Origin of the sequence: Sphingomonas sp. J315 (genome assembly GCF_024666595.1) — a bacterium.
Lineage (GTDB): Bacteria > Pseudomonadota > Alphaproteobacteria > Sphingomonadales > Sphingomonadaceae > Sphingomonas.
On sequence record NZ_CP088296.1, the window covers coordinates 3267019 to 3281575 of the forward strand.

Sequence of the window (14557 nt, forward strand, 5' to 3'; positions counted from 1 at the left end):
CAGATCAGCGACAGCTGTTCGGCGCGCCCGCCTCGAGATCCAGGCACCGCCCGTCGATCTCCTTGGGATCGATCTTCAGCCCGATCACGCTCGCCAGCGTCGGGAGAATGTCCACCGTCTCCACACCGTTGGGCTGGTCGAATGGCGTCACGCCCTTGCGCCAGAACAGGATCGGCACGCGGCGGTCATAGTCCCAGATGCTGCCATGCGTCGCGACCGATCCGCCCGGTACCGGGATCGGCGTAATCCGCGGCTTGAGCGCGACGTAGAGGTCGCCCGAGCGACCGGGATAAAAGGATGCACGCACGCGCTGGATCAGCGTCCAGCTTTCCGGCGGCCCGTTCGGGCTGGGGGTCGCCATGATCTCGTCGCCGGTGAACACCGCCGCCACCTGCGGGTGCGCGCGATACTGCGCCACTGCCTCCGCCAGCACCTTCGCGCGCAGCTTGGGTGCGAGCTTCGGGTCGACATAGATGTCGCCGAAATTGCCGCCCCATAGTACGCGCCGATCGCCCAGCTTCAGCTTCGCCGCGACCTTGTCGCTCATCGGCTTGGACGACAGCCCGCTCTGCGCGCGCGCGGCGTCGGTGATGCCGTGCAGCACGTTGCGCTCGGGCAGGTCATGCCCGCCATGATCGGCGGTCAGCACCACCTGATAATCGACCCCGCTCTTGTCGAGCACGTCAAAGAAGGCGCCGAGATCGCGGTCGAGGCTGGTGAGTTGCAGGCACATCTCGGTGCCCTCGGTGCCATAGCCATGGCCGACATAGTCGGTCGCCGACGCCCCGACGATCAGCACGTCGGTCGTCGCGCCGCGCCCCAGTTGCATGTCCTCGAAAAACGCGGCGGCCAGCGCCAGCGTCGCGCCGTCCATCTCCGGGGAAGCGCGAAAGGCGCGGCTGTCGCCCGCCTCGCGCGCGAAGCGCCCGGTGCCCACCGTCCGGCTGCCCGCCGTCACCGCAACATCGCGCGGCTTGCAGTATTCGGGCAGCTCCAGCGCGGGCTGTGCCTTGGCGATCTGGGCGGTGATCGCGGCGTTCGCCCGCGCCACCACCGGTGCTTCGGCAGTGCCGGTGTAGCTGACGAAGCCCTTGCCACCCCACCAGTAGGTGTGATCGGCGGTCCTGCCGCCCATCATCACCGCCGCGCGATCCTTGCCGGCGACCGACACCACGCGGGTGCCGGGGGCGACTGCCTTCAGCCGATCGCCCAATGTCGGCACCAGCAGATGCACCGGGGACACCGTGTATTTGTCCGACGTGCTGCCCGGGACACTCTCGTCCTCGGCGCAATAGATCGTCTTGTCCTCGCGCGCGGTCTTCAGGTCCACCCAGTCATTCGCGACGATCCCGTTTCGCGCGGGCCGCGCTCCGGTCAGGATCGTCGAATGGCCCGGGCAGGTCTCGGTCGCCGCATGGCTCTGATAGCCCGAAAACACCACGCCCCGCGCCAGCCGCGCCAGCCCGCCGGTGAAATAGGGCCGATAGCCCGCGAACAGATCCGCCGAGAACTGGTCCACGGAAATGGTGACGATCAACTTGGGCGGCGGCGCGGTGGGTGCCGGGGCAGGGGCGGCTTCCTGCGCCGCCACCGGAACGGCGACGAGCATGGCAGTGGCGAGCAATCGAGCGAGCATGGTCCCTCCGGCATGGCAAATCAGGCCGCGCCCGCTATGTTCGCAAGACTTCGGCACGGCAAGGGCTCGCAATGCGCAGATTCGGTTTCGCTTTGGTGACATTGTTGTTGGCGTTGATCGCGGTTCCTGTCGCCGCCCAGCCCGCCGGACAGGATAACCTCAAGGTCGACCTGATTGCGGAGAGCGACGCCCCCGCGCCGGGGAGCGAGGTCACGATCGCCTTCGTCGTCAAGCCCAATCCTGGCTGGCACGGATATTGGAAGAACCCGGGCGATGCGGGCCTCGACACGCGGCTCGACTGGACGCTGCCCCAGGGGGTGACGGCCGGTGAGCTGCGCTATCCCGTGCCGACGCGGCTGATGATCGCCGGGATCATGAACTATATCTACAAGGGCAATTACACCCAGTTCGCGACGCTGAAGATCCCCGCGGGCCTGACCCCCGGCACGAAGCTCCCGATCGCGGTTCGCGCCGATTACCTGATCTGCACCGACGAAATCTGCGTCCCTGAAACCGAAAACCTGACCCTCAACCTCACCGTCGGCGACGGCACCATCACCCCCGACCGCCGCGCGCAGTTCGACGAGTGGCGCCGCCTGCTGCCAAAGCCATTGGGCAGTGAGGCAAAGTTTCAGGTGACCGATGGCACGCTCCGCATCGCGATCCCGTTCCCGGCACCGGTCGATCTGTGGAAGGACGCCTATTTCTTCGCCCAGACCCCCGATGCAGTGACCTATTCCGCGCCGCAGACGGTCACCCGCGACGGCGACACGGTGATCGTCACGGTCAAGGCCGGGTCGAAGGTGCCCACACGCCTCGACGGCATCCTCGCCACCGGCGAGCGCGACGGCTTCGAACTCGTCGCCGTCCCCGGCACCGTCGCCGCCGAAGCTGCACCGCAAACCGCGATCGACTGGTCCGCAGCCCTGTTCGCGCTGGGCGGCGCATTGCTCGGCGGGCTGATCCTCAACATCATGCCCTGCGTCTTCCCGATCCTCAGTCTCAAGGCGCTGAGCCTCGCCAAGAGCGGGACCAGCGAAGCGCATGCCCGTGCCGAGGGGCTCGCCTACACCGCTGGCGTCGTCCTCGTCGTCCTCGCGCTCGGCGGGCTCATGCTCGGCCTGCGCGCGGCGGGGGCGAGCGTCGGCTGGGCGTTCCAGCTCACCGACCCGCGTGTCATTCTGCTGCTCCTGCTCCTCGTCCTCGGCATCGCGCTCAACCTGGCCGGTCTGTTCGAGCTGATGACCCCGAAGTTCGCCGGTCGCCTCGCCAGCGGAGGCAGTGGCGGCGCATTCATGACCGGCGCGCTCGCTGCATTCATCGCCACCCCCTGCACCGGCCCGTTCATGGGCGCAGCGCTCGGCGCGGCGCTCGTCCTGCCCTGGTATATCGCGCTCATCATCTTCCTCGGCCTCGGCCTCGGCCTCGCGCTGCCATTTCTGCTGCTCGGCTTCGTCCCCGCATTGCGCCGGATGCTGCCCAGGCCCGGCGCGTGGATGGATACCTTCCGCAAGATCCTGTCGGTCCCGATGTTCCTCACCGCGATCGCGCTCGCCTGGGTGCTCGGCGGGCTGACCGGGGTAAACGGCATGGCCACTGGCCTGATCGTCGCGCTCGCGCTCGGCGTGGTGCTGTGGGCGCTCGGGCGGCGACAGGCGCGCGGGGCCGGGAACGGCATCGCCTGGGCGATGAGCCTCGCGATCCTGATCGGCGGCATGTGGCTGGTCGGTCGCATCGAAAAGCCCGCCGCCGCCGCAGTCGCCGCGTCGGGCGCACAACCGTTCAGCGAAGCCAAGCTCGCCGATCTGCGCGGGCAGGGCAAACCCGTCTTCGCCTATTTCACCGCCGACTGGTGCGTCACCTGCAAGGTCAATGAAAAGGCCGCGATCGAGACCGACGCTGTCCGCGATGCCTTCGCCAAGGGCGGCGTGACCGTCCTTGTCGGCGACTGGACCGATGGCGACCCCGCGCTAGGTCGCTTCATCGAACGCCACAACCGCGCCGGCGTGCCGCTCTACCTCTGGTACCCCGCTGGCGCGACCGAGCCACAGGTCTTGCCCCAATTGCTGACTCAAGGCATGTTGACCGGACTGACGGGGGGCAAATGAAACCGCAGATCAAGGAGATGAGCCGATGAACCGACTGATCCCATTCGCTGCCGCTGCCCTCGCGGCGCTCGCCATTCCGGCCGCCGCCGAACAGACGACGGGGCAAAAGGCGACCGATTTCAAACTGACCGACGCCAGCGGCAAGACCGTCCAGCTCAGCGACTTCAAGGGCAAGACCGTGGTGCTGGAGTGGAACAACCCCGGCTGCCCGTTCGTGCAACGCCATTACGAAGGCAATATGCAAAGACCCAGGCCGCGGCGAAGGCTGGCGGCGTGGTGTGGCTGACGATCAACTCGAGCGCGCCGGGCAAGCAGGGCCATATGGACGGTGCCGGCGCCAAGAAATGGGTCGGTGAGAAGAAGGCCGCTCCCGCCCATTACCTGCTCGACCCCAAGGGGATCGTCGGCAAGGGCTATGCCGCCAAGACCACCCCGCACATGTACATCATCGACGGCGCGGGCGTGCTCCGCTTCCAGGGCGGCATCGACGACAAGCCCGCTGCGCGGGTCGAGGAAATGGGCGCGGCCCGCAACCACGTCCTCGCGGCGCTGGGTGAGTTGAAGGCGGGCAAGCCCGTCTCGGTCGCCCAGACCACGCCCTATGGCTGCTCGGTCAAATACGCCGAGTGATGGGCTTTCCTTCCCTGTGATAGGGGGCAGGGAAGGAGAGAAGGCCGGGGGAAACCCCGGCCTTTTTTGTTCCTCCCCTCCCGGGGAGGATTTAAAGTAAGGCCCCACCTGCACTTCACTTAGCCCCTCCCGCTTGCGGGAGGGGTTGGGGAGGGTCTTCTTCTTCTTCTTTTTCTTTTCTTCTGCGGCCGCCTCAGCCGCCCGAAGGCAAGAAAAAGACCCTCGCCCACCCCTCTCCCGCAAGTGGGAGAGGGATAGAAGGCGACCGCCGACAAACCAAATCGTCACCCCGGCCCCCGGGCCGGGGTCCACCCCACCCCACGCGCAGCGACCAAGCATCAACTCCCACGCCAGCCTCCCGGTGGACCCCGGCACAAGGCCGGGGTGACGGGACGGGCTGGAATTGGGTGGAAATCGGACATTGAGAAGGGGCGAGAGGAGAGTATCGTGGCACCTCGTTCGCTCGGGGGACCTATGAAGCTTTTATCTGTTGCAGCCGCTCTACTCGCTGCCACGGGGCTGTCCGGTCAGGCTTCGTCTCCCAAGTATGTAGAGGGGCATGTGTGGGAATACCGCACGCGACCGCAGGATGCTGGGTCGTTACTCAAGGTGCAGCGCGTCGAGATGATGGGTGCCGAGAAGGTCTATCACATCAGCGTCGTCGGCGTTCACTTCGCAACGCCGGGTATCGCGGGCATTTTGCCGCACATTCCCGTTTCCGAGGAGACGCTCGACGCTAGTGTTACGAAGCTATCAGCCGAAAAGCGCGAATTCCCTACTTCCGCCTTGGACGAGGGTATCGAGGAATGGCGTAAGGCACAGGGCGGCGTTTTCACCATCCCAATATCTCAAATTGTCGGCATCATCGACGATCAAATGGCGACGGCGCAGATGCAAGCACCGGCAAACCCGTAAGGCTCGTAACGTCCGCAACGGGGTCGTTAGCAGTCAGGCAGCTTACTCCAGAGTCCGCGTGCTAGCTTGATTCAACAGCCGGCCCCTTCAATCCCGGTGGAGGCGGCGCATCGTCTCCGTCCGGATCGCGGCCCTGTTGACGGTCCAGCATCCGCATGATCGGTGTCACGGTCAGGCCGTGCAGCAGGATTGAGAGCAACGCAACTAGACCGATGATCGCCCACAGCCGTTCGGCTTCGGCAAAGGGGGCATGGTTCAGGGCGTAGGCCAGATAGTAGAACGATCCGACGCCGCGGATTCCGAAGAAGGCAAGGGTGAGCTTCTCTGAACGGTCAGCCGGGAAGCGGGTGAGGCCGATCAGTCCTGCGACGGGACGAACGACCAGGATGATCGCCACTGCGGCCACAGCATCCTGCCATTGCAAGGTGCGCAGCATGCCGCTCACCAGCGCCCCCCCGAACAGGATCAGCAGCACCATCATCGCCAAGCGCTCCACCTGTTCAGTAATGTCGTGCATATCATGATGAAAGTCGTGGTGATGATGCGACCGGCGCAGGGTCAGCGCGGTGACGAACACCGCAAGGAAGCCGTAGCAATCCAGCATTTCGGTTAGACCGTAGGAGACAAAGGTTGCCGCAATCGCGATGAGTCCGTCGCCGGTCTTTGCCAGCTTGGTTTCGGATGGGACCTTGAAGGTGAGCCAACCGAAAATCCAGCCGATCGCCCAGCCGCCCGCGATACCGATGCCGATCTCCCATAGCACGCTATGAGTGAGCCAATCCTGAAACCATGCCTCCCCCGTGCTTGCCGAGATGGCCAGCGCAATCGCCAGATTGACGAACGGAAAGGCTAGGCCGTCATTGAGACCTGCTTCCGAGGTCAGACCAAAACGCACCTCGTCCTCTTCGCCGGTCTTGGGTGGACCAACCTGCACATCTGCCGCCAGCACGGGATCGGTCGGTGCAAGGCAGGCGCCGAGCAGCAGCGCCGCGATCCAGCTCAACCCGAGAAACCAGCCGCCGATCGCCGTGATCGCGGCGATGGACAGTGGCATGGTGATGGCGAGGAGCCGCCACGTCACGCTCCATCGTCGCCAGCTGAACAGCCGATCGAGTTTGAGGCCTGCCCCCATCAACGCGATGATCACCACGAACTCGGCAAAGCGCTCGGTAATTTCCGGGTAGCTAAGAGGCAAAGGCCGCAGCGAGACGGACGGAAGCAGGAAGATTGCGACACCGATGGCGATGCAAAGGATAGGCAGCGAGAGCGGTAGCCGCTTGAGCGCCAGTGGCAGCCAGGCGACCAGTGCGATCAACACCCCTGTAAGCGTCAGCCCGATGATGTAGGGCTCAGGGCTGGCGAGTGCAGGCATCGAAGCTCAACTCAGAAATGACGCACATAGTTCACGTGATCAGTCGCGACGTCGGCAGACTGCCGTATGAGTCAGTAATGCGCGCCAAGATCGGACATTCAGGGCTTGACCGCAGCTCCCACAAACCGATTGCTCGCTTTCGCGAGTTGCGGTGGGTGTGGATGTCAGGAAGTGGGTGGAAAGCGGTCGTACCAAATTAAGCGGGAGCAATAGCAACGAGTACATCGCCATCTTCACGATGCTGAACTTCACAGTGCACAATCGTTCCGGGTGGATAGCGCCAGATTTCATCATCAGACACTGGCCCGACAACTTCGAACCGGCCATCTGCAAGTAATACAGAACTAACAGGGGACCATATGTCCGCTCCCGCTTTCTGCATTGGTATCAGAATGGCGGGCAAGTCGACGAAACCCTCTTCCCAATGGTCATGGTCCAAAGCGTATTTTCCGATCTCAAAGCCGGCTGGATAATCTCGAAACCCGGGTTGGGACGAGAGCCGATCAATCGCGAGCTTCGCACTGGCTTCGCTTCGGTAAACGCCAATGAGCTTCGCATCATCTCCATATTCATCGTCTTCGCGAATGTGGTGCAGAAGATACACGTGTTCCATAGACACAGCCTACCAAGCACGTCTGCAAATGCCAGCGTTTGCTCCGACGGTAATGGGGTCGTTTGCTGCCATCCATCGGAGAGCCGTTGGCCCTGCACTTTGTTGGATACAAGTTGGAATTTTCATGATCTGTTCCGATCGTGAATCTGACGCGTGCTCCCTCACTATTCGATATTCTCGTCAGGGAGACGCGCGGGCGTCGTCCCCGCGTCGCGTACCTGTCGCGTGGCTGTTGTCAGTCCGTCGTGCCACTGTCTCCGCCCGGTCGCGGCCCCGTCGCGCCAATGTCGCCCCGCAGTCGCCTCCCCGCTCCAAACCCGTCGCCTCCCAGTCGCCTCACCCCAAAACACCCCCCCTTATCGTCAGCTTCGTCGGAACACCCCGCACCTGACCCCCTTGTGCATCGCAGCAAAGCATTGCAGCATGGAACTTGTCCGACACCTGGGCACTATGGAGGCTTGATGGGGAAAGGCCGCGCGTTCGACGAAATCTGGGGGCAGGGAGGTCCGGCAAAGCCGCGACCCGAATTCGCCGAACTTGCCCGCTGGATGGCCGACACCCCGCATGCCGAACTCCACCGCCGCCAGCAATCGGCCGAAGCGACTTTTCGCCAGCTCGGCATCACCTTCGCCGTCTATGGCGACACCGATGCCAGTGAACGGATCATCCCCTTCGACATCGTGCCGCGCATCTTCATGCACGACGAATGGGCGCGGCTATCCGAAGGGCTGATCCAGCGGGTCGAGGCGATCAACGCCTTCCTCCAGGACATTTATGGCGAGCGCCGCATCCTGAAAGAGGGCGTGCTGCCCCCGAGCTGGTGCTGACCAACCCGCAATTCCGCCCCGAGGTCGCCGGCATCCGCCCGCCGCACGACGTGTGGGCGCATATTTGCGGCATCGATCTGGTCCGCACCGGTCCGGACGAATTCTTCGTGCTGGAGGATAATGCCCGCACCCCGTCGGGCGTGTCCTACATGCTCGAAAACCGTGAAGCGATGATCCGCCTCTGCCCCGAACTGTTCCGCGATTTCCGCGTCGCGGCGGTCGACAGCTACAGCGACATGCTGCGCGAAACCCTGGTCTCGGTCGCCCCCGAACGGCGGCGCGGGGGAGAGCCGGTCGCGGTCGTCCTGACCCCCGGCCATTTCAACTCGGCCTATTACGAACACAGCTTCCTCGCCGACACGATGGGTGTCGAACTGGTCGAGGCCGCCGACCTGCTGGTCGATGACGATGTCGTCTATATGCAAACCATCGCCGGGCGGGTCCGCGTCGATGTCATCTATCGCCGCATCGACGACGATTTCCTCGACCCGCTGGTGTTCCGGCCGGATTCGATGCTCGGCGTCCCCGGCATCATGTCCGCCTATCGCGCCGGAAATGTCGCGCTGGTCAACGCCCCGGGCAACGGCATCGCGGATGACAAGGCGATCTACAGCTACATGCCGGAGATCGTGAAATTCTACTCGGGCGGCGAAGCGAAGCTGCCCAATGTCGAAACCTGGCGCTGCCGCGAGCCCGATGCGCTCAAATACACGCTCGACCATCTTCACGAACTCGTGGTCAAGCTGGTCGACGGTTCCGGCGGATACGGCATGCTCGTCGGCCCGACCGCATCGAAGAAGGAGATCGAGGCGTTCCGCGCCGCGCTGGTCGCCGAACCGCACCGCTATATCGCCCAGCCGACCCTCGCGCTGTCGACCGTGCCGACGGTGACTGAGACCGGCCTTGCGCCGCGTCACGTCGATTTCCGCCCCTTCGTCCTCACCGGCTCCGACGGCGTCCGCGTCGTTCCCGGCGGCCTGACCCGCGTCGCGCTGAAAGAGGGGTCGCTGGTCGTTAATTCCAGCCAGGGCGGCGGGACCAAGGACAGTTTCGTGCTGATGCCCGACGGGCCGGTGCAGGGACAGGAACAGACGCAGGTGGTCGGCTGATGCGCATGCTCTCCCGCACCGCAGCGTCGCTCTACTGGCTCGGCCGTTATGTCGAGCGCGCGGACTTCATCGCCCGGCTGGTCGAGGCAACCGTGCGCCTCGACGCCCTGTCCGCCCGCCCGGCGGGGGAGGCCGCCTGGGCGAGTGCACTGCGCGTGACGTACACCGAAGAGGCGTTCGCCGTGGCGCATCATTCGGTCAGCCAGCAGCCGGTGGCGCATTTCCTGACCCTCGACATGAGCCATTCGGGGTCGATCGTCCGCTGCCTCGAACAGGCGCGCAACAATGCCCGCGCTGTCCGTACCGCACTGACCCGCGAGGCATGGACCGCGATCAACCGCCTGTGGCTGCTGTTCGCCAAGCGCGTCAGCCCGGGCGGCACCGCGACCACGCTGGCGCTGGTCGAGGGGGTGATGGCCGAAGCGCGCGGGTTCGAAGGCGCGATCCACCGGATGATGGGCAATGAAGCTACGATGCTGATCCAGCTCGGCGCCGCGATCGAGCGCGCCGACAACACCGCGCGGCTGCTCGACGTGAAGTACCACTTGCTGTTGCCCGAGGGCGAGGCGGTCGGCGGCGTCGTCGACCGCGATCAGTGGACGACGATCCTCCAGACCGTGTCGGCAGTCACCGCCTATCGCTGGCTCTACAGCGACGGCCTCCGGCCCTCGAACGTCATCGACCTGTTGATCACTCGCGCCGAACTGCCCCGCAGCCTCGCCGGATGCGTCGAGGAAGTGGTCGAGCAGCTCAACGCGCTCGCCAAGCGCACCGGCCTTCAGGGTGAGGCCGACCGCATGGCCCGCGCGCGCATTGCCCGGATGCAGAAGACCCGCGCGCACGAAGTGATCGTCAGCGGCCTGCACGAATATCTTCAGGCATTCATCCGTGAGAATGCGTTGCTCGACGCCGCCATTGCGCGGCAGTTCAGGTTCATCTGATGCGGCTCGCGATCGACCACCACACCCGCTACCGCTTCAGCACGCCGCAGCAGCGGCTGGTCCAGACACTACGCCTGACGCCGGGCGACACCCACGACCAGACCGTGGTGGACTGGCGCATCGACGTCGATTGCGATGTCCGGCTGCGCGACGCGATCGACGGGTTCGGCAATCATGTCACCATGCTCTATGCCGAGGGGCCGATCGCGGAGATTGCGATCAACGTGGCCGGACAGGTGCTGACCGTCGAGGCGGAGGGGGTGGTGCGCGGAAGCAACGAGCCGCTGCCGCCGCAATTGTTTCAACGGACCACGCAGCGCACGACCCCAAATGCGGAGCTTGCCGCACTGGCGCGCGATGCAGCGGCCGGCGGCGCGGCGCTCGACCAGCTTCATCGCTGGAACCTCGCGCTCGCCGAGCGCTTTCCAGAGGCCAAGGATCTGCCCGACACCGGGGCGAGCGCCGCGGAGGCTCTGCTGGCCGAACCCAATGCCCGCGACCTTGCGCATATCTTCATCGCCGGCGCGGTCTCCCTCGGCCTCCCGGCGCGCTATGTCTCGGGCTATCGCCAGTGCGGCGAGGGGACCTGCCCCGCGCATGGCTGGGCGGAAGCCTGGGTCGAGGGGCTGGGCTGGGTCGGCTTCGACCCCTCGGCGGGCATCAGCCCTGACGCCAATTATGTCCGCATGGCCACCGCCCTCGACTTCAACGGCGCTGCGCCTGTGGCGGGCATCCGACAGGGCGCGGGGATCGAGGATTTGTCCGTCGAGCTGCAGGTCGAAGCGATGAACGGCGACGCCTAACGCTTCGATATCCGCCAATTCACCGCCACCTTCTCGCGAAAGATCTCGGTGTAGTTGGCGAATTCCCGCGCCGCTCCGGGGGTGAAGCCGGTGCTCCGTGCCAGCCGGTCGAGCGGGAAGGCAATGCTGGCCGTGATATGGGCGATCGCCTCGCCCTCCTTGCCCGGCATCTGGCTGAGGCAGCGGGCAAGGCCAAGGCTGGCGACCGCGCCAATCCAGCTGCGCCGGTCGAGCAAGGCGGCATAGGCCGGCCGCAACACCGGCTCCGCCTCGCCGCATCGCCCCAGCCGGGCGAGCAGCGCGCCGCGATTGACCGCGATCATCTGGCGGATCTGGTTGGTCTCGGTGAAATGCGCCCGGGCAATCCGGTCGGCGCGTTCGACCGTCCCAACCGCCTCGGCATTGCGCTTCTCGAGTGTGTAGACCATCGCGAGATCGCTCAGAACACCGACGATCGCGGGGTGATCGGCGCCGCCTACCGCTTCAATGACGGCGATGACCTCGCGATAGCCCGCAGTCGCCTCGGCATAGCGCCGGGCCACCACCCACGTGAGCGCGAGCTGAATTTGTCCCATCACCCGCAATTCGATGAGTGCGGGTTCGGCCGCCGCCGCGATCACCGCCTTGGCCGCCGCCTCGGCTTCGGCGGTACGCTGAAGGGTCAGCAGTAGCTGCACCCGCTCAACCTCGACCCGCAGTCTGACTGGCAGGGTTTCCGGGCCAAGCGCCGCATACATGTCGAGCGCCTCGCGAAACCCGCGTTCGGCTTCCTCGAAATTGCCCGCGCCATATTCCACCTTGGCGGCAACCCAGCGCACGCCGGCGGTCTCGACCGGGTCCTGCGCCGCCTGTGCCAGAACCAGCGCCCGCCGCGCCATGTCGCGCGCGGCATCGTAATCGCGGACCGCGACCAGGGTCATCGACAACATGCCGAGCAGCCCCAGACAACGCAGCGGATCGTCGCCGCCGGGGACGCAACGTTCGATATAGGGGCGGGCCGTGCGCGTCATTTCGCGCGGGTCCTGTAACCGGATCGCGCGCTGCACCTCCTCGGGAAAGGTCGCGAGCACCGCCGCGATGGCATCTGCCTCGCTCACCACCTGGGGTTGCGGGGACGCATCCACCTGACCCGGAGCAAGTCCGGCCATCGCAGCCAGAATGACGAAAGACGACGCCATCACCCGTCCCCCTCACTGCGCAGCGTGAAGCAGTGGGTTGGTCAGCGCAAGCGACGAGTCAGGTCAGGCGAAGGCGCGCAGCTTGAGCGACTGGGGCGCGGCGGGAGCCTCGGGCACCGTCGCGGAGGCATCTTCGGGCATCGGCGACCAGCCGTTCGGGCCGAGCACCTCCATCGGACGATAGCGCGTCTTGTACGCCATCCGCTCGCTGCCCTTCACCCAATAGCCGAGATAGACATAGGGCAGCCCGGCGCTGCGCGCGCGGACGATGTGGTCCATGATGATGAGATTGCCCAGACCCTGGCGCTCGGGATGGTCGGCGGCAAAGAAGCTGTAGATCATCGACAGGCCGTCGGCCTGCTGGTCGGTGATGCACGCGCCGACCAATGCGCCGCCCAGCTCCTCGGGCTCGCGATACTCGATGACATAGGTGCTGACCGGCGACTGCTCGACCATGTCGGCATAGTCGGTCTCATCCATCATCGTCATGCCGCCGCCGGGATGGCGCGCGCTGAGGTAGCGGCGCAGCAGCGCATATTGCTCCTCGGTCGCCCAGGGGCGGCAGGCGGTGACCGACAGGTCCGAATGACGGCGGATCAGCTTGCGCTGGGTCGCGTTGGGGCGGAATTGATCGGTGACGACGCGGACCGAGAGGCAGGCGTTGCACCCGACGCAACTCGGCCGATAGGCGACCGACTGGCTGCGGCGAAACCCGATCCGGCCCAGCGCGTCGTTCAGTTCGCCGGCATGCGGGCCATTGAGCTCGGTGAAGATTTTCCGCTCCTGCCGACCGGGAAGGTACGGGCAGGTCGAGGGGCTGGTCACGAAAAACCGTGGGAACCGGGTCAGTGCGGTCACGAATTTCAGCCCCTTCTTCGCCGATGTTCCAACTGGAACGGGGGCCATTATGAAGCGGTCGATTCGTCCTGAAAAGCGGATTTACCATGAAAATGGGTTAACGCCGCGCAAGTGATCTTAATGGGTTGCGCGGCCGCAGGACGTGCCACCGCTCCGTTATAGGCCAGCCGCGACTCGGCGGGAAAGGGCGCGCCGACTCGCTTCGCCGCACGTGCGATTCAATTCGTCCCTTTGTCGTGGATAAATGTCAGTCGAGTTCGACCATGCTGACCGCATAGCCAGCCGCCCGCAGCGCCGCCATCAGCCGGTCGAGATGCGCGCCGTCGCGGGTCTCGCACTCGATATCGGTGATCAGCCCCTTGGCGGGAAGCGAGGTGAATACGCGCTGGTGGTACACCTCGATGATGTTGACGCCCTGTTCGTGGAAAATGCGGCTGACATGGAACAGCGCGCCGGGGCGATCCTGCAACCGGATGCGCAGCCGCGCCAGGCGACCCGAGCGCGCGAGATCGCGCAGGAGCACGTTCGCCAGTAAACGCGTGTCGATATTGCCGCCGCACAGCACGACGCCGATGGTCTTGCCCGCGAACCGCTCCGGGTTCGACAGCAACGCAGCAAGTCCCGCCGCGCCTGCGCCCTCGACCACGGTCTTTTCGATCTGGAGCAACAGGCTGACCGATTCCTCCAGCTTGCGCTCGCTGACCAGCACGATGTCGTCGACCAGGGCCTCGACCACTTTCATGGTCAGGCCGCCCGGTTCGCGCACCGCGATCCCCTCGGCCAGCGTATCGCCACCGATCGGAAGGTCGGTGCCCTTGATCCGGTTGTACGCGGGCGGGAACAGCTCGGCTTCGACCCCGACCACCTCGATCGCGCGATCCGCTGCCTTGGCGACGGTCGCCATGCCGGAGATCAGCCCGCCGCCGCCGATCGGCACGATCAGCGTGTCGATGGCGGGCGCGTCGGCCAGCATCTCCAACGCCACCGTGCCCTGACCAGCCATGATCCGCGGATCGTCGAACGGATGGACGAAGGTATAGCCGTTCTTCGCCTCCAGCTGGCGCGCATGGGCATAGGCCTCGTCGAACGTCTCGCCCTCCAGGATCACGCTCGCGCCATGCCCCTCGGTCTGGGTGACCTTCACCGTCGGGGTCGGCTTGGGCATCACGATCGTGACCGGGATGCCCAGGCGGTTGCCGTGATAAGCCAGCCCCTGCGCGTGGTTGCCCGCCGACGCCGCGATCACGCCCTTTGCGCGCGCCGCATCGTCCAACTGCAACAGCGTGTTGAGCGCGCCGCGCTCCTTGTACGCCGCAGTGAACTGAAGGTTCTCGAACTTTAAATAGACCGTAGCGCCGGTCAGGTCCGACAGCGTCTTGCTGTGCAGCGTCGGCGTGCGCACGATCGACCCGCCAATCCGCTCCGCCGCCATCTGCACATCGGCCAGAGCGAGGGGAAGGGGAGTGGGGTCGGACGCAGCCTGAGTTGCCATTGTGAAACTTTCGCAATCCCGGAAACGCCGCCGGGCCGGTGGCGCGGCCCTAGACCATCTGGCGCGACGGGGGAA

At 65.4% G+C, this 14557-nt stretch carries 12 protein-coding genes and 1 pseudogene; 7 read left to right on the forward strand and 6 right to left on the reverse strand.

Annotated features, from left to right (window positions below):
• Positions 1-4 precede the first annotated feature (4 nt).
• The gene (locus LRS08_RS16700; RefSeq protein WP_257846097.1) at positions 5-1636 is read right to left on the reverse strand and encodes an alkaline phosphatase family protein; all 1632 of its coding nucleotides are present in this window, start codon (positions 1634-1636) and stop codon (positions 5-7) included.
• Positions 1637-1707: 71 nt separating this feature from the next.
• Between LRS08_RS16700 and LRS08_RS16705 the strand changes: the two genes are divergently transcribed.
• From LRS08_RS16705 to LRS08_RS16720, 4 genes are all read left to right on the forward strand, one after another.
• Positions 1708-3744, forward strand: coding sequence for a protein-disulfide reductase DsbD (locus LRS08_RS16705; protein ID WP_260480994.1), 2037 nt, complete (start codon positions 1708-1710; stop codon positions 3742-3744).
• A gap of 25 nt (positions 3745-3769) precedes the next feature.
• Entirely contained in the window at positions 3770-4030 is a 261-nt protein-coding gene (locus LRS08_RS16710) for a redoxin domain-containing protein (protein WP_257846096.1), read from the forward strand.
• Positions 4018-4374, forward strand: coding sequence for a hypothetical protein (locus LRS08_RS16715; protein WP_257846095.1), 357 nt, complete (start codon positions 4018-4020; stop codon positions 4372-4374). Before LRS08_RS16710 ends, LRS08_RS16715 begins: the two co-directional genes overlap by 13 nt.
• Positions 4375-4848: 474 nt before the next feature.
• On the forward strand, positions 4849-5289 hold the full coding sequence (locus tag LRS08_RS16720) for a hypothetical protein (protein ID WP_260480995.1): 441 nt from the start codon (positions 4849-4851) through the stop codon (positions 5287-5289).
• A 61-nt stretch (positions 5290-5350) separates the two neighbouring features.
• On the opposite strand, the gene LRS08_RS16725 is transcribed toward LRS08_RS16720, so the two are convergent.
• A complete protein-coding gene (locus LRS08_RS16725) occupies positions 5351-6661 on the reverse strand; it encodes a sodium:proton antiporter (RefSeq protein WP_260480996.1) in 1311 nt (436 codons plus the stop codon).
• 196 nt (positions 6662-6857) lie between these two features.
• Positions 6858-7274 (reverse strand): hypothetical protein, encoded by a 417-nt coding sequence (locus LRS08_RS16730; protein WP_257846093.1) that lies wholly within the window; start codon positions 7272-7274, stop codon positions 6858-6860.
• Positions 7275-7735: 461 nt separating this feature from the next.
• Between LRS08_RS16730 and LRS08_RS16735 the strand changes: the two are divergent.
• The 3 genes and pseudogenes from LRS08_RS16735 (at position 7736) to LRS08_RS16745 (ending at position 10954) form a co-directional block, all read left to right on the forward strand.
• Positions 7736-9210, forward strand: a pseudogene (locus tag LRS08_RS16735) (circularly permuted type 2 ATP-grasp protein).
• 5 nt (positions 9211-9215) lie between these two features.
• Positions 9216-10151: an alpha-E domain-containing protein gene (locus LRS08_RS16740; protein WP_260481693.1), complete on the forward strand. Its 936-nt coding sequence runs from the start codon at positions 9216-9218 to the stop codon at positions 10149-10151.
• Complete coding sequence (locus LRS08_RS16745) at positions 10151-10954, forward strand: transglutaminase N-terminal domain-containing protein (RefSeq protein ID WP_257846092.1); 804 nt, start codon at positions 10151-10153, stop codon at positions 10952-10954. The genes LRS08_RS16740 and LRS08_RS16745 overlap by 1 nt, the downstream gene beginning before the upstream one ends.
• On the opposite strand, the gene LRS08_RS16750 is transcribed toward LRS08_RS16745, so the two are convergent.
• The 3 genes from LRS08_RS16750 to LRS08_RS16760 all read right to left on the reverse strand — a co-directional run bounded on the left by LRS08_RS16750 (position 10951) and on the right by LRS08_RS16760 (position 14482).
• Positions 10951-12132, reverse strand: a complete 1182-nt coding sequence (locus LRS08_RS16750) for a tetratricopeptide repeat protein (RefSeq protein WP_257846091.1) — start codon at positions 12130-12132, stop codon at positions 10951-10953. The genes LRS08_RS16745 and LRS08_RS16750 overlap by 4 nt on opposite strands.
• Before the next feature lie 63 nt (positions 12133-12195).
• Complete coding sequence (locus LRS08_RS16755) at positions 12196-12990, reverse strand: arginyltransferase (protein WP_257846090.1); 795 nt, start codon at positions 12988-12990, stop codon at positions 12196-12198.
• A gap of 247 nt (positions 12991-13237) precedes the next feature.
• Positions 13238-14482 (reverse strand): threonine ammonia-lyase, encoded by a 1245-nt coding sequence (locus LRS08_RS16760; RefSeq protein WP_257846089.1) that lies wholly within the window; start codon positions 14480-14482, stop codon positions 13238-13240.
• Between the last annotated feature and the right edge of the window lie 75 nt (positions 14483-14557).